Origin of the sequence: Cupriavidus taiwanensis (genome assembly GCF_900249755.1) — a bacterium.
GTDB lineage: Bacteria > Pseudomonadota > Gammaproteobacteria > Burkholderiales > Burkholderiaceae > Cupriavidus > Cupriavidus taiwanensis_D.
Genome location: NZ_LT976853.1, coordinates 1803684 through 1824081, shown reverse-complemented (window position 1 = coordinate 1824081; position 20398 = coordinate 1803684). Strand labels below are relative to the sequence as shown.

23 protein-coding genes are annotated in these 20398 nt (G+C 69.3%); 12 read left to right on the top strand and 11 right to left on the bottom strand.

Features of this window, described 5'->3' with window-relative positions:
* Positions 1–4: 4 nt before the first annotated feature.
* The 7 genes from CBM2594_RS08375 to mltG all read right to left on the bottom strand — a co-directional run bounded on the left by CBM2594_RS08375 (position 5) and on the right by mltG (position 5320).
* Positions 5–751, bottom strand: a complete 747-nt coding sequence (locus CBM2594_RS08375; RefSeq protein ID WP_116356428.1) for an ankyrin repeat domain-containing protein — start codon at positions 749–751, stop codon at positions 5–7.
* Entirely contained in the window at positions 744–1538 is a 795-nt protein-coding gene (locus tag CBM2594_RS08370; protein ID WP_116356427.1) for a TatD family hydrolase, read from the bottom strand. The genes CBM2594_RS08375 and CBM2594_RS08370 overlap by 8 nt, the downstream gene beginning before the upstream one ends.
* A 29-nt stretch (positions 1539–1567) precedes the next feature.
* The gene (locus CBM2594_RS08365; RefSeq protein ID WP_116356426.1) at positions 1568–2074 is read right to left on the bottom strand and encodes a GNAT family N-acetyltransferase; all 507 of its coding nucleotides are present in this window, start codon (positions 2072–2074) and stop codon (positions 1568–1570) included.
* A 37-nt stretch (positions 2075–2111) separates the two neighbouring features.
* Positions 2112–2558, bottom strand: a complete 447-nt coding sequence (locus CBM2594_RS08360; protein ID WP_116356425.1) for a PilZ domain-containing protein — start codon at positions 2556–2558, stop codon at positions 2112–2114.
* Between the two features lie 63 nt (positions 2559–2621).
* Complete coding sequence (locus CBM2594_RS08355) at positions 2622–3629, bottom strand: DNA polymerase III subunit delta' (protein WP_116356424.1); 1008 nt, start codon at positions 3627–3629, stop codon at positions 2622–2624.
* Positions 3630–3705: 76 nt separating this feature from the next.
* A complete protein-coding gene (gene tmk / locus CBM2594_RS08350) occupies positions 3706–4317 on the bottom strand; it encodes a dTMP kinase (protein ID WP_116356423.1) in 612 nt (203 codons plus the stop codon).
* Positions 4318–4324: 7 nt separating this feature from the next.
* Positions 4325–5320: an endolytic transglycosylase MltG gene (mltG, locus tag CBM2594_RS08345; RefSeq protein ID WP_116356422.1), complete on the bottom strand. Its 996-nt coding sequence runs from the start codon at positions 5318–5320 to the stop codon at positions 4325–4327.
* Between the two features lie 222 nt (positions 5321–5542).
* Between mltG and ygfZ the strand changes: the two genes are divergently transcribed.
* From ygfZ to CBM2594_RS08330, 3 genes are read left to right on the top strand one after another with little or no spacing between them, the layout of a single operon-like run.
* Positions 5543–6559: a CAF17-like 4Fe-4S cluster assembly/insertion protein YgfZ gene (ygfZ, locus tag CBM2594_RS08340; RefSeq protein ID WP_116356421.1), complete on the top strand. Its 1017-nt coding sequence runs from the start codon at positions 5543–5545 to the stop codon at positions 6557–6559.
* A gap of 27 nt (positions 6560–6586) precedes the next feature.
* The gene (locus CBM2594_RS08335; RefSeq protein WP_042885246.1) at positions 6587–6877 is read left to right on the top strand and encodes a DUF4936 family protein; all 291 of its coding nucleotides are present in this window, start codon (positions 6587–6589) and stop codon (positions 6875–6877) included.
* 60 nt (positions 6878–6937) lie between these two features.
* Positions 6938–7765 (top strand): NRDE family protein, encoded by an 828-nt coding sequence (locus CBM2594_RS08330; protein ID WP_116356420.1) that lies wholly within the window; start codon positions 6938–6940, stop codon positions 7763–7765.
* Between the two features lie 13 nt (positions 7766–7778).
* Here the strand turns inward: CBM2594_RS08330 and CBM2594_RS08325 are convergent, their stop codons facing one another.
* Positions 7779–8204, bottom strand: a complete 426-nt coding sequence (locus CBM2594_RS08325; RefSeq protein WP_116356419.1) for a GNAT family N-acetyltransferase — start codon at positions 8202–8204, stop codon at positions 7779–7781.
* A 196-nt stretch (positions 8205–8400) separates the two neighbouring features.
* Here CBM2594_RS08325 and CBM2594_RS08320 point away from each other — a divergent pair, with 196 nt between their 5' ends.
* The 7 genes from CBM2594_RS08320 to denD all read left to right on the top strand — a co-directional run bounded on the left by CBM2594_RS08320 (position 8401) and on the right by denD (position 15388).
* The gene (locus CBM2594_RS08320) at positions 8401–9153 is read left to right on the top strand and encodes a FadR/GntR family transcriptional regulator (protein WP_116356418.1); all 753 of its coding nucleotides are present in this window, start codon (positions 8401–8403) and stop codon (positions 9151–9153) included.
* A gap of 49 nt (positions 9154–9202) precedes the next feature.
* A complete protein-coding gene (gene ltnD, locus CBM2594_RS08315) occupies positions 9203–10123 on the top strand; it encodes an L-threonate dehydrogenase (protein WP_116356417.1) in 921 nt (306 codons plus the stop codon).
* A 12-nt stretch (positions 10124–10135) separates the two neighbouring features.
* Complete coding sequence (gene otnK / locus CBM2594_RS08310) at positions 10136–11413, top strand: 3-oxo-tetronate kinase (protein WP_116356416.1); 1278 nt, start codon at positions 10136–10138, stop codon at positions 11411–11413.
* Positions 11413–12066: a 3-oxo-tetronate 4-phosphate decarboxylase gene (gene otnC, locus CBM2594_RS08305; protein WP_116356415.1), complete on the top strand. Its 654-nt coding sequence runs from the start codon at positions 11413–11415 to the stop codon at positions 12064–12066. The genes otnK and otnC overlap by 1 nt, the downstream gene beginning before the upstream one ends.
* A gap of 145 nt (positions 12067–12211) precedes the next feature.
* Positions 12212–13576 carry an MFS transporter gene (locus tag CBM2594_RS08300; RefSeq protein ID WP_116356414.1) on the top strand — a complete coding sequence of 455 codons (1365 nt, stop codon included), beginning with the start codon at positions 12212–12214 and terminating at the stop codon, positions 13574–13576.
* Between the two features lie 26 nt (positions 13577–13602).
* Complete coding sequence (gene otnI, locus CBM2594_RS08295; protein ID WP_116356413.1) at positions 13603–14385, top strand: 2-oxo-tetronate isomerase; 783 nt, start codon at positions 13603–13605, stop codon at positions 14383–14385.
* Between the two features lie 28 nt (positions 14386–14413).
* The gene (gene denD, locus CBM2594_RS08290) at positions 14414–15388 is read left to right on the top strand and encodes a D-erythronate dehydrogenase (protein WP_116356412.1); all 975 of its coding nucleotides are present in this window, start codon (positions 14414–14416) and stop codon (positions 15386–15388) included.
* A 211-nt stretch (positions 15389–15599) separates the two neighbouring features.
* On the opposite strand, the gene CBM2594_RS08285 is transcribed toward denD, so the two are convergent.
* The 3 genes from CBM2594_RS08285 to CBM2594_RS08275 form a co-directional block, all read right to left on the bottom strand.
* Complete coding sequence (locus tag CBM2594_RS08285) at positions 15600–16037, bottom strand: YbgC/FadM family acyl-CoA thioesterase (protein WP_116356411.1); 438 nt, start codon at positions 16035–16037, stop codon at positions 15600–15602.
* Positions 16038–16179: 142 nt separating this feature from the next.
* Positions 16180–17163 (bottom strand): tripartite tricarboxylate transporter substrate binding protein, encoded by a 984-nt coding sequence (locus CBM2594_RS08280; RefSeq protein ID WP_116356410.1) that lies wholly within the window; start codon positions 17161–17163, stop codon positions 16180–16182.
* Between the two features lie 82 nt (positions 17164–17245).
* Entirely contained in the window at positions 17246–18259 is a 1014-nt protein-coding gene (locus CBM2594_RS08275; RefSeq protein ID WP_116356409.1) for an alpha/beta hydrolase, read from the bottom strand.
* Between the two features lie 357 nt (positions 18260–18616).
* Here CBM2594_RS08275 and CBM2594_RS08270 point away from each other — a divergent pair, with 357 nt between their 5' ends.
* Together CBM2594_RS08270 and CBM2594_RS08265 are read left to right on the top strand one after the other, a co-directional pair.
* Positions 18617–19765, top strand: a complete 1149-nt coding sequence (locus CBM2594_RS08270; protein WP_116356408.1) for an iron-containing alcohol dehydrogenase — start codon at positions 18617–18619, stop codon at positions 19763–19765.
* Positions 19766–19853: 88 nt separating this feature from the next.
* Positions 19854–20375, top strand: coding sequence for an O-acetyl-ADP-ribose deacetylase (locus CBM2594_RS08265; RefSeq protein ID WP_116356407.1), 522 nt, complete (start codon positions 19854–19856; stop codon positions 20373–20375).
* Positions 20376–20398: the final 23 nt, after the last annotated feature.

Here is a 20398-nt window from a genome sequence, read left to right as displayed (position 1 = left end):
CGGCTTACCAGCCCTTGCCCTGCGGCGCCGCGGGGCGCTGGCCGCCGGGCTCGGCGACGGGCGGCTTCAGCGGCGGCGCCGGCACGATCGGGGCCTGCGGATACAGCTTCTGCCAGCGCGACTTGAGCCCGCTGGCGATCTCGGCCTGGTTGTAGCGCTCGGCAAAGTCGATCGCGGTCATGCCCTGCTGGTTCTTCAGGCGCATGTCGGCGCCTTCGTCGAGCAGCAGCTTGACGGTCTCGATATGGCCGCCGCGCGCGGCCATCATCAGCGGCGTGGTGCCGTTGGGGCTTTCGGCGTCGATATACGCGGCATGGTCGACCAGGTACTTGACCACGTCGTTGTGGCCGTTGGTGGCGGCATAGTGCAGCGGAGTCCAGCCGGTCTTGTTGATCTCGGCCTCCATGTCGTCGACCATCAGCTTGACCATGTCGAGCTGGCCCTGCAGCGCGGCCATCATCAGCGGGGTTTCGCCGGCCGGGTTGGCCTTGTCGAAATCGATGTCCTTTGCGCGGATCAGCACCGTGGCTGCCTTCAGCGATTTCTCGCGCAGCGCCAGCACCAGCGCCGGGTTGCCGCGGCTGTCGACCACGTTGGGGTCGACGCCCCTGGCCAGCAGCTTCTTGACGGTATTGGCGTCGTCGAATTCCACCGCCTTGCGCATGTCGTCGGCCGGGGCGGCCTGCGCGAGGGCGGCGGCGGCCAGCGCGACAGCGCCGGCGGCACGGCGGACAAACTTCATGTCAAACATGAGATTTCCTGTCAATGTGCTTGAATAGGTTGAAGAAATTTTCCGTCGTCTGTTCCGCGACCTGTTCCACCGGCACGCCGCGCAACTGCGCGATGAACTCGCCCACATGGCGCACCCAGGCCGGCTCGTTGGTCTTGCCGCGGTACGGCACCGGCGCCAGGTAGGGCGAATCGGTCTCGATCAGCATGCGCTCCAGCGGCACCTTGCGCGCGGTTTCCTGCAGGTCCGCCGCGCTCTTGAAGGTGACGATGCCGGAAAACGAGATATGGAAGCCCTGGTCCAGCGCCTGGCGGGCGACGTCCCAGGTTTCGGTGAAGCAGTGCATCACGCCGCCGGCTTCGCCGGCGTTTTCCTCGCGCATCAGGCGCAGCGTGTCATCGGCGGACGAGCGGGTATGGATGATCAGCGGCTTGCCGGTCTGGCGCGCGGAGCGGATATGGGTGCGGAAGCGTTCGCGCTGCCACTCCATGTCGGCGATGCTGCGGCCGTTGAGCCGGTAGTAGTCCAGCCCGGTCTCGCCGGTGCCGACCACGCGCGGGTGCGCGGACAGCGCCACCAGCCGCTCCAGCGTCGGGTCTTCGCCCTCTTCGTAGTCAGGATGAACGCCGACCGACGCGTACAGGTTGGGATGCTGCTCGGCCAGCGCCAGCACGCGCGGGAAGTCTTCCAGCGTGACCGAGATGCACAGCGCATGCGTGACCTGGTTGGCGCGCATATTGTCCAGCAGCTCCGGCAGGCGCGCGGCCAGTTCGGGGAAATCGATATGGCAGTGGGAATCGACAAACATGGGAATCTCTGGTGCGGCTCGGGTTGCGCTCAAGCGGGGTCGACGCGGCGGCCGACGATGATCAGGTCGCGCTCGACGCCATCGAGCACGGCGACGCGCGGCAGGTCGCCCCAGCGCGTGAAGCCCAGCGCCGCGAACAGGCCCAGGCTGGGCGCGTTGTGGCCGAAGATAAAGCCGAGCAGCGTGTTCACGCCGACCCGGGGCGCGTGCTCGATGGCCTGCTGCAGCAGGTAGCGCCCCAGCCCCTGGCCGCGGCTGCGTTGGTCCAGGTAGATCGATACCTCGGCGGTGGCGCCATAGGCCGGACGCCCGTAAAAATCAGAAAAGCTCATCCAGCCGGCCATGCTGCCGTCGGCGTCCTCGCACACCCACAGCGGACGGCGCCCGGGCTGGTGGGCGTCGAACCAGGCCTGGCGCGAGGCCACGGTGACCGGCTCGGTGTCGGCCGTGACCATGCGCGACGGCACGGTGCTGTTGTAGATGGCGACGATGCCCGGCAGGTCGCGGGGCTCGGCAATACGTAGCGAGAAATTCATTGAAAATCAAAAGGCTGCGAGCGATCTCTCACAGCGTTCATAAGGTTTGGGTGGGGCGCCCCGACTCCAGCGTCTTGCCCAGGATTTCCTCCACCGCGCGGCGCAGGTTGCGTCCGTTATCGTCGTCGGGCAGGTGCACGCCGATGCCGGGGGTCTTCATCGGCGTGCCCGCGGGGGTAATCCAGGCCACGTGGCCGGCGATCTGGTACTTCTGCGGCCGGTCCAGCAGCGACAAGACCAGGAACACCTGCTCGCCCAGCCGGAACGGGCGGTTCGACGGCACGAAGATGCCGCCGCGCGCCAGGAACGGCATATAGGCCGCGTACAGCCCGGCCTGGTCCTTGATCGACAGCGACAGCACATTGGGGCGCGATGCGGCGCCGCTGCCCGATCCGCTGCCCGATCCGCTGCCCGCTGCGTTGCCCGATCCGTTGCCAAATCCCCCCGCCTCGGCCGGCGCAGGGCCGGCGACTGCCGTGTTCATGGTTGACCCCCTGACAATGACGTTGCTGCTTGTTGTTATGGTTCGGGTCCGGCCGCTGCCGCGCTAGCGGAACAGCTGCCGGTACTCCAGAAATACGGCTTCCATCACCAGCCTGGCCGCCAGCGGATGGTTCTCGCTGCGGCGGTGTGCATTCAGGCGCGCGGCAAACGCCTGCAGGCCGTGCGCATCGGTGGCGCCGGCGCAGCGCGCCAGCGCGGCGCGTTCCCTGGGGAAGTAGCGCGGCGCGGCGCCGCCGTCCAGGCGCAGCGCCAGCAGATCGTACGTCCAGCGCTGCAGGATGCCAAGCACGGCGGGCACCGGCAGCTTCTGCAGTTGCTCGGCCGCCGCGGCGGCGTCGAAGGCGGCCGCGGCGCCGAGCTGGCCGACCAGCCAGCGCTGCAGCGGCTGCTCCTCGGCCTCGGCGGCATGCAGCGCGGTCAGCGGCGAGCCGCCGGCCAGCGCCAGCTGGGCCTCGGCATCGGCCACGCCCTGCCCGCGCAGCCACGCCAGCGCGGCCTCGGGCGTCGGGCGCTGCGCCGAAAACTGGCGGCAGCGCGACAGGATGGTGGGCAGGATGCGGTCCAGCCGGTCGGTGACCAGCAGGAACACGGTGGAAGGTGGCGGTTCTTCCAGCGTCTTCAGCAAGGCATTGGCGCCCTCGGTCTGCAGCGCATCGAGCGGATACACCACCACCACGCGCAGCCCGGCCCGGTGCGTGCCCACGCCCACGGCCTCGATCAGCGCGCGCACCTGCTCCATGCGGATGATCTTGCTGGGCGCCTTCTTCTTGCCGCCTTCGTCGGTTTCCGCCTCGGCCGAGGCGTCGAGGGCCTCGGGCCGCACCACGGTGAAGTCCGGGTGGTTGCCCTGGCTGAACCAGTGGCAGGCGGCGCACTGGCCGCAGGGCTGGCCGTCCGCCAGCGGCGCCTCGCACAGCAGCCCCTGGGCGAAATGCAGCGCCAGGTCGCGCTTGCCGATGCCCTGCTGTCCGTGGATCAGCAAGGCATGCGGCAGCCGCCCGCGCAGCGCGCCAAGCCGTTGCCAGTCTTCGTTCTGCCAGGGATATAGCATGGAAATCAGTAGGTTAGCGGTCCAACTTCGAGTGCTGGCTGAAGATTGCCGTCACACCGGATAAAGCGCCGGGAAATCAAATAGTTGTGAGGATCTTCTCAAGTTCGTCGCGAATATCGGCAATGCTGCGCGTGGCGTCGATGACGCGGAAGCGCTGCGGCGACTGCGCCGCGCGGCGCAGGTATTCGTCGCGGGTGCGCTGGAAGAAGGCGCGTGACTCGGCCTCGAACTTGTCGGGCGTGCGCGCATTCGCCAGGCGCGCGCTGGCGGTTTCCAGCGGCACGTCGAACAACAGCGTCAGGTCCGGCTGCAGGCCGCCTTGGACCCAGCTTTCCAGCACTTCCAGCCGGCCGGTGGCCAGCCCCCTGCCGCCGCCCTGGTAGGCGAAGGTGGCATCGGTAAAGCGGTCGGAAATGACCCACTTGCCGCGCTCCAGCGCCGGCGCGATGACTTCGGCGATATGCTCGCGCCGCGCCGCGAACATCAGCAGCGCCTCGGTTTCCAGGTGCATCTTGCGGTGCAGCAGGATCTGGCGCAGGTCTTCGCCCAGCGACGTGCCGCCGGGCTCGCGCGTGGTGACGACACCGGCGATGTCGGCGCGCGCGCGCAGGCGGTCGGCCACCCAGTCGATATGGGTGCTCTTGCCGGCGCCGTCGATGCCCTCGAAGGTAATGAATTTTCCGCGCATGGAATGCCTATTTGCCGCGCTGGTACTTGTCGACCGCGCGGTTGTGTTCGGGTAGCGAGTTGGAGAAATGGCTGCTGCCGTCGCCGCGGGCGACGAAGTACAGCGCGTCGGACGGCGCCGGCGTGGTCGCCGCCGCCAGCGAGGCCAGCCCCGGCAGCGCGATGGGCGTGGGCGGCAGGCCGGTGCGGGTGTAGGTATTGTACGGGGTGTCGGCCTGCAGGTCGCGCTTGCGCAGGTCGCCGTCGAAGGCCTCGCCCAGGCCGTAGATCACGGTCGGGTCGGTCTGCAGCAGCATGTTCTTCTTCAGCCGGTTGATGAACACCGCGGCGATCATCGGGCGCTCGGCGGCCTGGCCGGTTTCCTTCTCGACGATCGACGCCATCACCAGCGCCTCGTACGGGGTCTTGTACGGCAGGCCGGGCGAGCGCGCGTTCCAGGCTTCGTTCAGGCGGCGCTGCATGGCGCGGTAGGCGTGCCTGTACAGCTCGATATCGCTGCTGCCGCGCGCGAACAGGTAGGTATCGGGAAAGAACAGCCCTTCGGGCGAAGTCTCGGCCGCGCCGATGGCTTGCATCAGCTCAGCGTCGGACATGCCGCGGGTGTCGTGGCGCAGCGCCGGGCTGGCATTGACCGCGGCGCGCATCTTGCGGAATTCCCAGCCCTCGATCACCGTGACCACATAGTGCGTGACCTCGCCGCGAGCCACCTTGCCAAGGATAGACAGCGGCGTGGCGCCGGTTTCGAAGGCATAGCCGCCGGCCTTCAGGTCGGCGCCACGGCCGGTCAGCCGCGCCAGCAGCACGAACAGCCGCGGGTCCATGCCCACGCCGCCCCGCTGGATCTGGCGGCCGACGCTGGCCACGCCGGAATTGGGCTTGATCACCACTTCCACCGGCGACTTGGCCAGCGACACCGGGTGATTGGCCCACCACGCGAACGCACCCGCGGCCGCCAGCGCGAACACCAGCACGGCAAGCCCGAGGCTGAGGAATAAACGTTTCATGTATCAGTATGGGGACCAGCCGCCGGTAACGCCGGCGGCCTTGCATGCCGCCGCGGACCACCGGCGCCGGCCGAAAATCTCGTAGCCCCATATAATAACCGGCAGCCTGGCCCCGACCGCGAGCCGTGGCGCCGGCGCCGCCCCAGGCGCGGCCCGCAGCGCGCGCCATCGGTGCGGCCAGTATCCCTTTCCTCCCGATTTGCCCTCGACGATTGCCACGCAATGCCAGCCTTGAATCCCCAAGCCCAGGAACTCGCCGCAAACCTTGACGCGCTGCACGCCGGCGGCGTGGTTTGCACCCCGGCCGGGCTCGGCCTCGTTCGGGTGGCGGGCGACGATGCCGCCAGCTTCCTGCATACCCAGCTGACCAACGCGGTCGAAGACCTGGCGCCGGGCGCGGCGCGCCTGGCCGGCTACTGCTCGCCCAAGGGCCGGCTGCTGGCCACCTTCCTGATGTGGCGCGACGCCGACGGCATCGTGCTGCAGCTGTCGGCCGAGATCCAGCCCGCGGTGCAGAAGCGGCTGTCGATGTTCGTGCTGCGCGCCAAGGCCAAGCTGTCCGATATCACGCCCACCCACGCCATCGTCGGCGTTGCCGGCGCTGGCGCCGCCCAGGCGCTGGCCGCGGCCGGGCTGCCGGCGCCGCAAGCGCCTTTTGCCGTGGATAGCGCCGACGGCATCAGCGTGATCCGCCTGCCGGACGGTGCCGGCCAGCCGCGCTGGCAGATTGTGCTGCCGACCGGGCGCGCCGACGCAGTGCGCGCGGCGCTGTCCGCCACGCTGCAAGGCGCCGCGCCGGCGTTGTGGGACTGGCTCGAAGTGCAGTCGGGCCTGCCCCGCATCGTCGCTGCCACGCAGGAGCAGTTCGTGCCGCAGATGATCAATTTCGAGCTGGTCGGCGGCGTCAACTTCCGCAAGGGCTGCTATCCGGGCCAGGAAGTGGTGGCGCGCAGCCAGTACCGCGGCACGCTCAAGCGGCGCATGTGGCTGGTGCAGGGCGAAGGCGAGGTGCCGGCACCCGCGGCCGAGATCTATCGTCCAGAGGATCCGGGCCAGCCCTGCGGCATGATCGTCAACGCCGCGCCGGCGCCGGGTGGCGGCTGGGCCGGGCTGGCGGAACTGAAGATCGACGCCGCCGGCAGCGCGCTGCGCCTGGGCAGTGCCGACGGGGCGGCGCTGGCCACCGCCACGCTGCCCTACGCGGTGCCATTCGGCGAGGCCGCCCAGGCCGCCGGCTGATTGCGACAGGATGCAACAGGACCCGCCATGAGCGATCACCTCTACGTCTATTTCCGTGTTCCGGAAGCCGTCGCCGCCGAGGCGCTGCCGCACTGGCACCGCTGGATGGAGACCGTCGCCGAAGCCACCGGAATTGGTGGTACGCTGATGCGCAGGCCGGAAACCCGCGCCGGCGTGCAGACCTGGATGGAGTGCTACGCCGACGTGCCGCCCGCGTTCGATGCCACGCTGGAAGGGCTGTGGCGCCAGAGCGGGCTGGACCAGTGGGTCGACGGCGAGCGGCGCGCCGAACACTTTATCGACCTGGACGTGCTGTAGGCGCCTCGTGGACGTCCTGCTGTGGTCGTCCGGTAGCCTCGCGGCAAAGGAAGCAAAGCGATGTGTCTGATTCTGGTTGCCTGGCAATCCCACCCGGACTATGCCCTGGTCGTGGCCGGCAACCGCGATGAATTCTATGCCCGCCCCGCGGCGGCCGCGCACTGGTGGCAGGATGCGCCGCAGGTGCTGGCCGGCCGCGACCTGGCCGAGGTGATCGGCGAACCGGGCACGTGGATGGGCGTCAATGCCGACGGCCGCTTCGCCGCGCTGACCAACTACCGCGCCCCGTCCGAGAAACGCACCGACGCGCGCTCGCGCGGCGAGCTGGTTTCCGGCTTCCTGCGCGGCCACGCCGCACCGTTCGACTACCTCGGCGGCCTCGCCGGCGAAGACGGCGCCTACAACGGCTTCAACCTGCTGGCGAGCGACCTGCGCGAGCTGTGGTGGTACAGCAACCGCTCGGCGTCGCGCCAGCCGCAACGGCTGCGCCCCGGCCTGTACGGGCTGTCCAACGCGCTGCTCGATACGCCCTGGCCCAAGGTGCGCAGCCGCGTCGGCGCGCTCGCCGAAGTGCTGGCCGCCGACAGCGGCCACGCCCATGCCAGCGCCGAGCCCTACCTGCAGATGCTGGCCGACCAACGCCAGGCCGCGGATTTCGAGCTGCCCGCCACCGGCGTGGCGCCGGACTGGGAAAAGCTGCTGTCGTCGGCCTTTATCCGCTCGCCGATGTACGGCACGCGCGCCAGCACGGTGCTGCGCGTGCGCCACGACGGGCGCTTCGACCTTAACGAACGCAGCTTCGACGCCGACGGCCGCATTGGCGAGGTGGCCTTCCACGGCACGCTGAACCTGTCGCGCGACACCGGCATCGTGCAGGCGCCGCGCTGACGGTCACTGCCCCTCAGGCCAGGCGCTTGCGCATCTCCACGTGCGGGATGCCCGCCTCTTCGAATTCCGGTCCCACCTGCGCAAAGCCCACGCGCGCATAGAACGGCGCCGCGTGTGTCTGCGCGTTGAGCACCAGTTCCGGATAACCTAGCTGTTCCGCCTTGCGCATCAGCGCCTCGAGCACCAGCGCGCCGACGCCGCTGCCGCGCGCCGGCTTCAGCACGGCCATGCGGCCGATATGGCCGTCGGGCAGCAGCCGCCCGGTGGCCAGCGGCGTGCCGTCCTCGGCCAGCGCCAGCGCATGCCAGCTGGGCTCGTCCCATTCGTCCCATTCCAGCTCCACCGGCACGCCCTGCTCTTCGACAAAGACGGTATAGCGGATGGCGCGTGCGCGCTCGCGCGCTTCGGACCAGGGGCAGATCAGGACAGTGGCAGGCATGGCGGTGAAAGCTGCAAGTGGAAATCAGGCGGGCGCCAATGATACGCCAGCCACGGGCGCTGCGCAGCCGCACCAATGTGGAGCGTTGTCCGCACGGCACCCAGCGACTTGCACCATATCAGGGTTTACCTGGGGTCGGCAGCCATACAGCAAATTTGTATGATGACCTGATTACCGAATAACCGGGAAAGCCGCCGTGTTCCAGAAAGTCCCTGCCCGCGCCCTGACCGACAACGTTGCCGAACAGTTGCTGGACAAGATCCAGAGCGGTGCCTTCGCCCGCGGCGACAAGCTGCCCACCGAGGCGGTGCTGTCCGAGGAATTCGGCGTCAGCCGCACCGTGGTGCGCGAGGCCATCTCGCGGCTGAAATACGAAGGCGTGGTCGAGTCGCGCCAGGGCAGCGGCGTGTTCGTGACGCTGCAGGCCGGCATCCGGCCGCTGCGCATCGACTACACCGACACCGGCACGCTGGAATCGGTGCTGCAGATCGTCGAGCTGCGCCGCGCGATCGAGGCCGAGGTGGCCGCGCAGGCGGCCCGCCGCCGCACCGATGCCTCGATGGCCGCCATCGACGCCGCGCTGGCCCGCCTGGACGACGTGGTGGCGCAGGGCGGCGACGGCGTCGCCGAGGACGTGGGCTTCCACCGCGCCATCGCCGAGGCCACCGGCAACCCCTATTTCCTCAAGACGCTCGCGTTCCTGAGCCAGTACCTGGAAGCCGCCACGCGCGTGACCCGCACCAACGAAGCGCGCCGCGCGGATTTTTCGCGCCAGGTGCGCGAGGAACACCAGGCCATCGTCGCCGCGATTCGCGCCGGCGACCCGCTGGCCGCGCGCAATGCCGCGCAGAACCACATGTACAACGCCGCGCACCGGCTGGCCCAGCTGGGCGCCGACGACAGCGACAGCGGCAGCGACGGCGGCGCCCTGCACGGCGCCGCCAACTGACGCGCCGCCGCCAGCATCGAATCATCCGTATCTGTTTCAGGGAGTCCTTATGTCCAGCAATATCGGGTCCAGCAATATCGGCGTCATCGGCCTTGGTGCCATGGGCTTTGGTGTCGCGCAGTCGCTGCTGCGGGCCGGTTTCAACGTGCACGCCTGCGACCTGCGCCCCGAGGTGCTGCAGCGCTTTGCCGATGCCGGCGGCGTGCCGTGCGCCTCGCCCGCCGAGCTGGGCAGCCGCTGCGACGTGGTGCTGACGCTGGTGGTCAATGCACAGCAGACCGAGGCCGTGCTGTTCGGCGCCGACGGCGCCGTGGCGGCGATGCAGCCGGGCAAGCTGGTGATCGCCAGCGCCACGGTGCCGCCGGAGTTCGCCCTGGCGCTGGGCCGGCGGCTGGCCGAACACGGCCTGCTGATGCTGGATGCGCCGGTCTCGGGCGGCGCCGCGCGTGCCGCCAGCGGCGAGATGACCATGATGACCTCCGGCCCCGCCGAAGCCTATGCGCTCGCCGAAGGCGTGCTGGCCGCGATCGCCGGCAAGGTGTATCGCCTGGGCGCCGCGCACGGTGCCGGCTCCAAGGTCAAGATCATCAACCAGCTGCTGGCCGGCGTGCATATCGCCGCCGCCGCCGAAGCCATGGCGCTGGGCCTGCGCGAAGGCGTCGACCCGGACGCGCTCTATGACGTGATCACCCACAGCGCCGGCAACTCGTGGATGTTCGAGAACCGCGTGCCGCATATCCTGAAGGGCGACTACACGCCGCTGTCGGCGGTCGATATCTTCGTCAAGGACCTGGGCATGGTGCTCGACACCGCGCGCACCAGCAAATTCCCGCTGCCGCTGTCGGCGGCCGCGCACCAGATGTTCATGATGGCGTCGACCGCCGGCCACGGCGGCGAGGACGATTCCGCGGTGATCAAGATCTTCCCGGGCATCGAGCTGCCGGGCCAGGCTGCAACCGAAGCCGAATAAGGGGCACAGACGATGACCGCGCTCCTTGGCTGCATCGCCGACGACTTCACCGGCGCCACCGACCTCGCCAACACGCTGGTGCGCAACGGCATGCGCACCGTGCAGACCATCGGCGTGCCCGCTGCGGGCACGGTGCCGGATCTTGGCGCCGCCGATGCGCTGGTGGTCGCGCTGAAATCGCGCACCGTTCCCGCCGCCGAAGCCGTGGCCGAGTCGCTGGCGGCGCTGCAGTGGCTGCGCGCGCAGGGCTGCCGCCAGTTCGTCTTCAAATACTGCTCCACCTTCGATTCGACCGACGCCGGCAATATCGGCCCGGTGGCCGAGGCCCTGCTGGCGGCGCTGGACAGCGACTTCACCATCGCCTGCCCGGCCTTCCCCGAGAACGGCCGCACCATTTTCCGCGGCCATCTGTTCGTCGGCGATGCGCTGCTGAATGAATCCGGCATGGAGCACCATCCGCTGACGCCGATGACCGATGCCAACCTGGTGCGCGTGCTGCAGCGCCAGAGCCGGCATCAGGTCGGGCTGCTGCGCTACGACGCGGTGGCGCGCGGCGCGCAGGCCACGGCGGCGCGCATCGCCGCGCTGCGCGGCGACGGCGTGCGCATGGCGATTGCCGATGCGGTCTGCGACGCGGACCTGCTCACGCTGGGCGAGGCCTGCGCCGGCCTGCCGCTGGTCACCGGCGGCTCCGGCATCGCGCTGGGCCTGCCCGGTAATTTCCGCCGCGCCGGCCTGCTGCCGCAGCGCACCGACGCCGACGCGGTGCCGGCCATCGACGGCCCCGGCGTGGTGCTGGCCGGCAGCGCCTCGCGCGCGACCAACGGCCAGGTGGCACGCTGGCTGGAGCAAGGCCGCCCCGCGCTGCGCATCGATCCGCTCGCGCTGGCGCGCGGCGAGGCCGTCGCCGACGCCGCACTCGCCTTTGCCGCCGCGCATGACCAGCCCGTGCTGGTCTACGCCACCTCCAGCCCCGACGAGGTCAAGGCGGTGCAGGCCGAACTGGGCGTGGCGCGCGCCGGCCACCTGGTCGAGCAATGCCTGGCCGCGGTCGCCGCGGGGCTGCAGGCCCGCGGCACGCGCCGCTTCGTGGTGGCGGGCGGTGAAACTTCCGGAGCGGTGGTGCAGGCGCTGGGCGTGCGCGCCTTGCGCATCGGCGCGCAGATCGCGCCGGGCGTGCCGGCCACCGTGACGCTTGAGGCCACGCCGCTGGCGCTGGCGCTCAAGTCGGGCAACTTCGGCGGCCCGGACTTTTTCGACCAGGCGCTGCGCCAGCTGGGAGGCCACTGATGCAAAGCGAAAGCAAGCTGCGCGAAGAGATCTGCCGCATCGGCGCCAGCCTGTACCAGCGCGGCTATACCGTCGGCTCGGCCGGCAATATCAGCGCGCGCCTCGACGACGGCTGGCTGATCACGCCGACCGATGCGTGCCTGGGCATGCTCGATCCCGCCGCGGTGGCCAAGGTGGCCAGCGACGGCAGCTGGGTCTCGGGCGACAAGCCGTCCAAGACGCTGACGCTGCATCGCGCCGTCTATGACAACAACCCCGGGGCGCACGCCGTGGTGCACACGCACTCGACGCACCTCGTGGCCCTGACGCTGGCCGGCGTCTGGCAACCGGACGACGTACTGCCGCCGCTCACACCGTACTACGTGATGAAGGTCGGCCATGTCCCGCTGATTCCCTACCATCGCCCGGGCGACCCCGCCGTGGCCGCGCGCGTGGCCACGCTGGCCGCGCAGGTGCGCGGCGTGCTGCTGGAGCGCCTGGGACCGGTGGTGTGGGAATCCAGCGTATCGCGCGCCGCGTTCGCGCTGGAAGAACTGGAGGAGACCGCCAAGCTATGGATGACGATGAAAGACGTGCCGGGCTTCGCCGCCCGCGCGGCGCTGCCCGACAGCGCCCTGGCTGAACTGCGCGACGCCTTCCAGGCGCGCTGGTAGCACCAGCCCCGCTGCTTCCCTGACCCACCACGGCCTGATCCTGGCGCGGCGGCCCCGGCCACCGCGCGGGGAACGCGCACGCCCGGAATTTGCGCGTGGCCGTTGATCACAAGACCAGACCCACCACCATACCCGGAGACCACCGATGCCATCCAACCAACCGGCGGCCAGCGTGCCCGCCTTCGACAGCCTGGGCGGCAACGCCCGGCTCGACGCCGACACCCAGATCGAGAAACGCGCCTACAGCAAGGTGTTCTGGCGCATCATGCCGTTCCTGATGCTGTGCTACGTGGTCGCCTACCTGGACCGCGTCAACGTCGGCTTCGCCAAGCTGCAGATGGGGCAGGACCTGGCCTTCTCCGAAACCGTGTTCGGCCTGGGCGCCGGGCTGTTCTTTATCGGCTATTTCCTGTTCGAGCTGCCCAGCAACCTGCTGATGCACAAGATCGGCGCGCGCATCTGGATCGCGCGCATCATGATCACGTGGGGCATCATCTCGGCGCTGTTCCTGTTCGTGAAGACGCCGACGCAGTTCTACGTGATGCGCTTCCTGCTGGGGCTGGCCGAAGCGGGCTTCTATCCCGGCGTGATCCTGTACCTGACCTACTGGTTCCCGGCCAACCGCCGCGCCAGGATGATCGCGCTGTTCATGTCGGGCATTCCCATCGCCGGCATGTTCGGCAACCCGCTGTCGGGCTGGATCATGGACGCGTTCAACGGCACCCACGGCATGCGCGGCTGGCAGTGGATGTTCCTGCTCGAGGCCCTGCCCGCGTTCGTGATCGGCCTGATGACGATCTTCGTGCTGCGCGACGGCATCGACAAGGCGCCGTGGCTGGACGCCGACGAGAAGCGCGTGCTCAAGCGCAATATCGAGGAAGACCAGCGCAATGCCGGCGCCGCCGCCGGCACCGGGCATGGCCACTCGCTGGGCGCGGTGTTCGCAGACAGCCGCGTGTGGTGGATGTGCCTGATCTACTTCTGCTTCGTCACCGGCCAGTACGCGCTGACGTTCTGGATGCCGACGCTGGTGAAATCCAGCGGCGTAACCGGCAACTTCAACATCGGCCTGCTGTCCGCGATTCCGTTCCTGTGCGCGGTGGTGGTGATGAACATCCTGGGCCACAGCGCCGATGCGCGCCGCGAGCGCCGCTGGCACCTGATCGTCCCCGCGCTGATGGGTGCGACGGGCTTTGCCATCGCCGCCTCGTTCACCGACAACACGACCGTGGCCATTGCCGCGCTGTCGCTGGCCGCCGCCGGCGTGCTGACCTGCGCGCCGCTGTTCTGGTCGCTGCCCACCTCGTTCCTGTCGGGCATCGCCGCCGCATCGGGCATCGCGGTGGTCAACTCGGTGGGCAACCTGGCCGGCTTCGTGTCGCCGTACATGGTGGGCGCGCTCAAGGACCTGACCCATAGCACGCAGCTGCCGATGTACGTGCTGTCGGCGATCCTGGTGGTCGGCGCCGCGCTGGTGTGGCTGACGCCCGCTAAACTGGTCAATCGCTGAACCCGCTTTCGCTTCCGGAGTTTCCCATGTCGCGCTTTGCCGCCAACCTGTCGATGATGTACCAAGAGCACGCCTTCCTGGACCGCTTTGCCGCTGCCGCGGCCGACGGCTTCCAGGCGGTCGAGTACCTGTTCCCGTACGAGCACCCCGCCGCCGAGCTGCGCGCGCGCCTCGACGCGAACGGCCTCGCGCAGGCGCTGTTCAATGCCCCGCCGGGCGACTGGGCCGCTGGCGAGCGCGGCCTGGCCGCGCTGCCGGGGCGCGAGGCGGAATTCCGCGGCACCATCGGCCGCGCGCTCGAATACGCCGGCGTGATCGGCAATGACCGCATCCATGTGATGGCCGGGCTGGTCCCCGCCGATGCCGACCCCGCGCGCTGCCGCGCCACCTACCTCGAGAACCTCGCCTTCGCCGCCAGCGCGGCGGCCGCGCAAGGCGTGACCGTGCTGATCGAGCCGATCAATACGCGCGACATGCCGGGCTATTTCCTGAACCGGCAGGACGAAGGCCAGGCGATCTGCAAGGAAGCCGGCGCGCCCAACCTGAAGGTGCAGTTCGACTGCTACCACTGCCAGATCGTCGAGGGCGATGTCGCGATGAAGCTCAGGCGCGACATCGCCGGCATCGGCCATATCCAGATCGCCGGCGTGCCCGAGCGCCATGAGCCGGACCTGGGCGAGCTGCACTACCCGTACCTGTTCGACGTCATCGACGCGCTCGGCTACGCCGGCTGGATCGGCTGCGAATATCGGCCGCGCGCCGGCACGTCGGCGGGCCTGGGCTGGCTCAAGCCTTACCTCGGCCGCTGATCCCACACACCATCAGAGATCTCTTGCCATGAACGTACTGATTACCGGCGGCGCCGGCTTCCTCGGCCTGCAGCTCGCGCGCCTGCTGCTGCAACGCGGCACCCTGAACCTGGACGGCAAGGCCGTTGCCTTCGAGCGCCTGACGCTGCTCGACGTGGTCGCGCCGCAAGGCCTCGACGACGCGCGCGTGCGCGTGGTCACCGGCGACCTGTCCGATCCGGCGGTGCTGCGCCAGGCCATCGACACCGATACCGGCGCGGTGTTCCACCTCGCCGCCGTGGTCAGCGGCCAGGCCGAGGCCGATTTCGACCTCGGCATGCGCGTCAACCTGGACGCGTCGCGCGCGCTGCTGGAAACCTGCCGCGAACTGGGCCACAAGCCGCGCGTGCTGTTCACCAGCTCGGTCGCGGTCTACGGCGGCGAGCTGCCGCCGGTGGTGCAGGACGACACCGCGCTGAACCCGCAATCGTCGTACGGCGTGCAGAAGGCCATCGGCGAACTGCTGCTGTCGGACTACAGCCGCCGCGGCTTCGTCGACGGCCGCGTGCTGCGCCTGCCCACCATCAGCGTGCGCCCCGGCAAGCCCAACGCGGCGGCCTCGTCGTTCGCCAGCGGCATCATCCGCGAGCCGCTGTCTGGTGTTGCTGCCAACTGCCCGGTGGCACCGCAAACGCCGCTATGGCTGCTGTCGCCGCGCGCGGCGGTGGCGGCGCTGGTCAACGGCATCGAACTGGCCGGCGAACGGCTGGGCAACCGCCGCGTGGTGAACCTGCCCGGGCTGTCGGTCACGGCGGCGGGCATGGTCGATGCGCTGCGCCGCGTCGCCGGCGATGCGGTGGCGGACCTGGTGACGTGGGAACGCGAGGAGCGAGTCGAGAAGATCGTCGGCACGTGGCCGGCGGCGTGGAACGCGGAGCGCGCGCGGGCGCTGGGGTTCGAGAGCGATGCGAGCTTTGACGAGGTGATTCGGGCTTATATGGAGGATGCGGGGCTGGCCAAGTAAGGCGATCGCCCTTCGCATTGGCGACGGCCTTTTCATTGACTGAGGGCCGGTCCCCTCTCCCGCTTGCGGGAGAGGGTTAGGGTGAGGGCCAGCGCGTCGCATCCTTGCACCGTTTGCCGCAAGGCACCCGCCTGCCCTCACCCCCAACCCCTCTCCCGCAAGCGGGAGAGGGGAGCAAGCAAGCGGGATTTGAAGACCCGTCAGCACGGCATCAACCCGCCGGCTTCACCACCTCATACCCCTCGATCACCTCCCGCACCACCCCCGGGATCGGCGCCGATTTCTGCGTCGCCGGATCGGCGCACACATAGACGATCTCGCCGGTGATCAGGTGCTCGTCGCCCCGATACATCTCCACCCTGAACAGCATGCTGGACCGGCCCAGCCGCGCCATGCGGCCGCGGATCTCCAGTTCATCGTCAAAGCGCGCCGACGCGTGGTACTCCAGCGTGGACTTGACCACGAAGATATCGACGCCGTGCGCGTGCAGCACGTCTTCCGGATAGCGGATGCCCAGCGCGCGCCAGTACTCGGTCACGCAGATATCGCAGTACGTCAGGTAGTGCGCGTTGAAGACGATCGATTGCGGATCGACTTCGGACCAGCGCACGCGCAGCGGGACGGTGTGGCGGAATTCCTCTTTGGCCATTGACGTGGTCTCCTCTTGATTGTTCTGGCCCCCGCAATGCATCAGGCCGCCGCGCCCGCCGGGGCAAGACCGGCAGGCGTGGCGGCCTGAGTGCGTGCAGGGTGCCGGATGGCTGCGCGCTTACTGCGCGCTTACTGGGCGCTTACTGCGGCTTGGCCAGCCCCAGCTTCTCGATGATCGCCTTTTCCTTCTTGACGGTGTCGGCGGCAAACTGCGCGTACTGCTGGGTGCTCATGTAGAACGGCTCCATGTCGAACTTGGCCAGCGACTCGCGGTAGTTGGGCATTTCCATGGCCTTCTTGAAGGCGTCATGCAGCTTCTGCACGATCTTCGGGTCAGTGCCCTTGGGCGCGACCAGGCCGAACGGCGAGGTCTGCACGATGCCGATGCCCAGTTCCTTCAGCGTCGGCACGTTGGGGAAGCGCGCCGAGCGCTTCTCGCCCCAGGTCGACAGCAGGCGCAGCTTGCCCTGCTCCACGTACGGCGCCCACGCCGGCGTGTCGGCCACCGACATCACGTGGCCGCCCAGCAGCGCCTGCATCGATTCCGAATTGCCCTTGAAGGGGATGTGCGAGAACTGCACGCCCTGCTTCATCGCCAGTTCTTCCATGGTCAGGTGCAGCGTGGTCATCGAGCCGGGCGTGCCGTAGGTCAGCTTGCCCGGGTTGGCCTTGGCGTAGGCGATGTACTCCTGCATGGTCTTGATCGGCGAATCGGCCGGCACCACCAGGCCGAACGAATAGCCGGCAAGGTTGATGATGTAGCTCAGGTCCTTGACCGGATCCCAGTTGATCTTGGTGGTGTACGGCAGGCGGTAGACCGGCATGGCCACCTGCGCCAGCGTATAGCCGTCGGGCGCGGTGCTCTGCATCAGCTGCGCCGGCAGCACGCCGCCGGCACCGGGCTTGTTCTCGACGATCACGGGCTGGCCCAGGATCTTCGAGGCGTTGTCGGCCAGCACGCGGAACGGGATATCCGTGGAGCCGCCGGCGGTGTAGCCGATCACCAGCCGGATCGGGCGCTGCGGGAACTTGTCGGCCTGGGCCTGGGCAGGCATGGCGGCAAGACCGAGGGCCGCGGTGGCGGCGGCGAGGCCCGCGCGGGCGAGGAAGTGGCGGCGTTGCATTTGACGAGGTCTCCTAATACTGCAAATCACTGCTTGAAAAATGGCGGGTCGATGATGAACCAGGCACGACCGCGAGGCGGTTTTATTCCTGCGCTGCGCCGAACGCGGTGCGCAGCGCGGCAACGGCATCGGCATGCGCCTGCGCCACCGCGGGCACGAAGCGGCCCAGCTTGAAGAAATCATGGATCATGCCGGGGTAGTCGGCCAGCGTCGCGGCCACGCCGGCGGCGCGCAGCTTGGCGGCGTAGGCCACGCCCTCGTCATGCAACGGGTCGTAGCCGGCCACCGCGATCCAGGCCGGGCATACCCCGCCCACGTCGGCGCCGGTGCCGCCGCCGTCCAGCGGGGCAAAGCGCCAGTCGTCGCGGCTGGCTTCCTGGTCCAGGTACTGCGCGAAGAACCAGCGGATCATGTCCGCGGTCAGCAGGTAGCCGTCGGCCAGCGCGCGGTGCGACGGCGTATCCTGGCGCGCGCAGGTGCCGGGATAGACCAGCAGCTGCAGCACCGGCGCCAGCCCGGCATCGCGTGCCTCGACCGCGCACGCGGCGGCCAGCGTGCCGCCGGCGCTGTCGCCGCCCAGGGCGATGCGCGCCGGGTCGGCGCCGAGCTTGTCGGCTTCGGCAAAGACCCAGTGCAGCACGTCGAAGGCGTCGTTGACCGCCGTCGGGAAGCGCCATTGCGGCCCGAGCCGGTAATCCACCGACAGCACCATGCAGTCGGCCTGGCCGCACAGCAGCCGGCACAGCGGGTCGTGCGAATCGATGCTGCCGACCGTGAAGCCGCCGCCATGGAAATACACCAGCAGCGGCAGCGGCTCGGTCCAGCTGGCCTCGCGCGGGGTGTACAGCCGCACCGGGATGGCGTGGCCGTCGCGGGCCGGCACCAGCAGGTCTTCGGCGGTATGCACCGGCGGCGGGTTGATATCCAGGATCGGCGCGCTTTTCTCGTAGGCGATCTTGGCGTCTTCCGGCGCCATGGTGTGGATCGGCGGCCGCTTGGCGCGTGCGATCAGGGCCAGCAACGCGGCCATCTGCGGGTCCAGCGGATGGTCCGGCAGGCCTGGCGTGGCGGGTTGGGAAGACGGTACGACAGACATAGGGGCGTGGCGCGGCGCAAACCCCGGCGCAGGCGCCGCGCACAGCCCTGGCGCGACCCCGGCATCGGGACAAGTTCGAATAGTGAACGATCGTTCGATTTTAGTATGATGCCAGATGTTTCCACCCCCGGGCAGTCCGAGATAACCCGGAAAAGTCCTAGCCGCCGTGCCGCGCGGCAAGTTTTTGCGCGATGATCGGCTGCAGCGGGCCTGAGAGCATGGTGGAAACGATGCGGCAGTCCCATTGAACCCCCATTGAACCCCATCATGGCGCACGGTGCCAGCCACCGTGCCCGGCCCATGATGACAACGAATTCAAACGGTTTCACGGCAGATCCCGGCAGGAGACAAGCAACCATGGCGTTCATCTACTATCTGACCCACATCCACCTGGACTTCGGCGCGGTCAGCGTGCTGAAGTCGGAATGCGAGCGCATCGGCATCCGCCGGCCGCTGCTGGTGACCGACCAGGGCGTGGTCGCGGCCGGCGTGGCGCAGCGCGCCATCGACGCGATGCAGGGCCTGCCGGTGGCGGTGTTCGATGAGACCCCGTCGAACCCGACCGAGGCCATGGTGCGCAAGGCCGCCGCGCAGTATCGCGAGCAAGGCTGCGACGGCCTGGTGGCGGTGGGCGGCGGCTCGTCGATCGACCTGGCCAAGGGCATCGCCATCCTGGCCACGCACGAGGGCGAGCTGACCAGCTATGCCACCATCGAGGGCGGCAGCGGCAGGATCACCGACCAGGCCGCGCCGCTGATCGCGGTGCCGACCACCTCCGGCACCGGCAGCGAGGTCGCGCGCGGCGCCATCATCATCCTGGACGACGGCCGCAAGCTGGGCTTCCACTCCTGGCACCTGCTGCCCAAGTCTGCGGTGTGCGACCCCGAACTGACGCTGGGCCTGCCCGCCGGGCTGACCGCCGCCACCGGCATGGACGCCATCGCCCACTGCATCGAAACCTTCCTGGCGCCCGCCTTCAACCCGCCCGCCGACGGCATCGCGCTCGACGGCCTGGAGCGCGGCTGGGCCCATATCGAGCGCGCCACCCGCGACGGCCGCGACCGCGACGCGCGCCTGAACATGATGAGCGCGTCGATGCAGGGCGCGATGGCGTTCCAGAAGGGGCTGGGCTGCGTGCATTCGCTGTCGCACCCGCTGGGCGGGCTGAAGATCGACGGCCGCACCGGCCTGCACCACGGCACGCTCAACGCGGTGGTGATGCCGGCGGTGCTGCGCTTCAACGCCGACGCGCCCACCGTGGTGCGCGACGACCGCTACGCGCGCCTGCGCCGCGCCATGCACCTGCCCGACGGCGCCGACCTTGCGCAGGCCGTGCACGACATGACCGCGCGCCTGGGCCTGCCCACCGGGCTGCGCCAGATGGGTGTCACCGAAGCCATGTTCGACAAGGTGATCGCCGGCGCAATGCTCGACCACTGCCACAAGACCAACCCGAAAGCAGCCAGCGCCGCGGATTATCGGCGTATGCTTGAGCAGTCCATGTAGCACACCGCGTAGCACCCAGCGGCTTCCCGCCGGTCCGGCCGTCCAGGCGGCGGTCCGGCGGCCCTCCCTCCACAGCGCAGGAGACACCATGAGCGGCGAGCACTTGCAGGTAGTCCATGGCGACATCACCCGGATGGAAGTCGACGCCATCGTCAATGCGGCCAACAGCGGCCTGCTTGGCGGCGGCGGCGTCGACGGCGCCATCCACGGGGCCGGCGGCCCCGCGATCAAGGAGGCCTGCCGCGCGATCCGCGACGCGCAGGGCGGCTGCCCCACCGGCGAGGCGGTGCTGACCACCGGCGGCAGGCTGCCGGCGCCCTACGTGATCCACGCGGTCGGGCCGGTCTGGCAAGGCGGCGCCCAGGGCGAAGACGAGCAGCTCGCCAATGCCTACCGCAACAGCATCCGGCTGGCGGCGCAGCACCACCTGCGCACGGTGGCCTTCCCGAATATCAGCACCGGCATCTATGGCTTTCCGCGCGAGCGCGCGGCGGATATCGCCATCGCCGCGGTGCGCGAGGCGCTGGCCGCGGCGCCGGGGATCGAGCAGGTTACCTTCGTCTGCTTCGACGACGAGAACTACCGGCTGTACCGCGAGCGGCTGAGCTGACCACGCCCGCGCCGCGCGCGGCA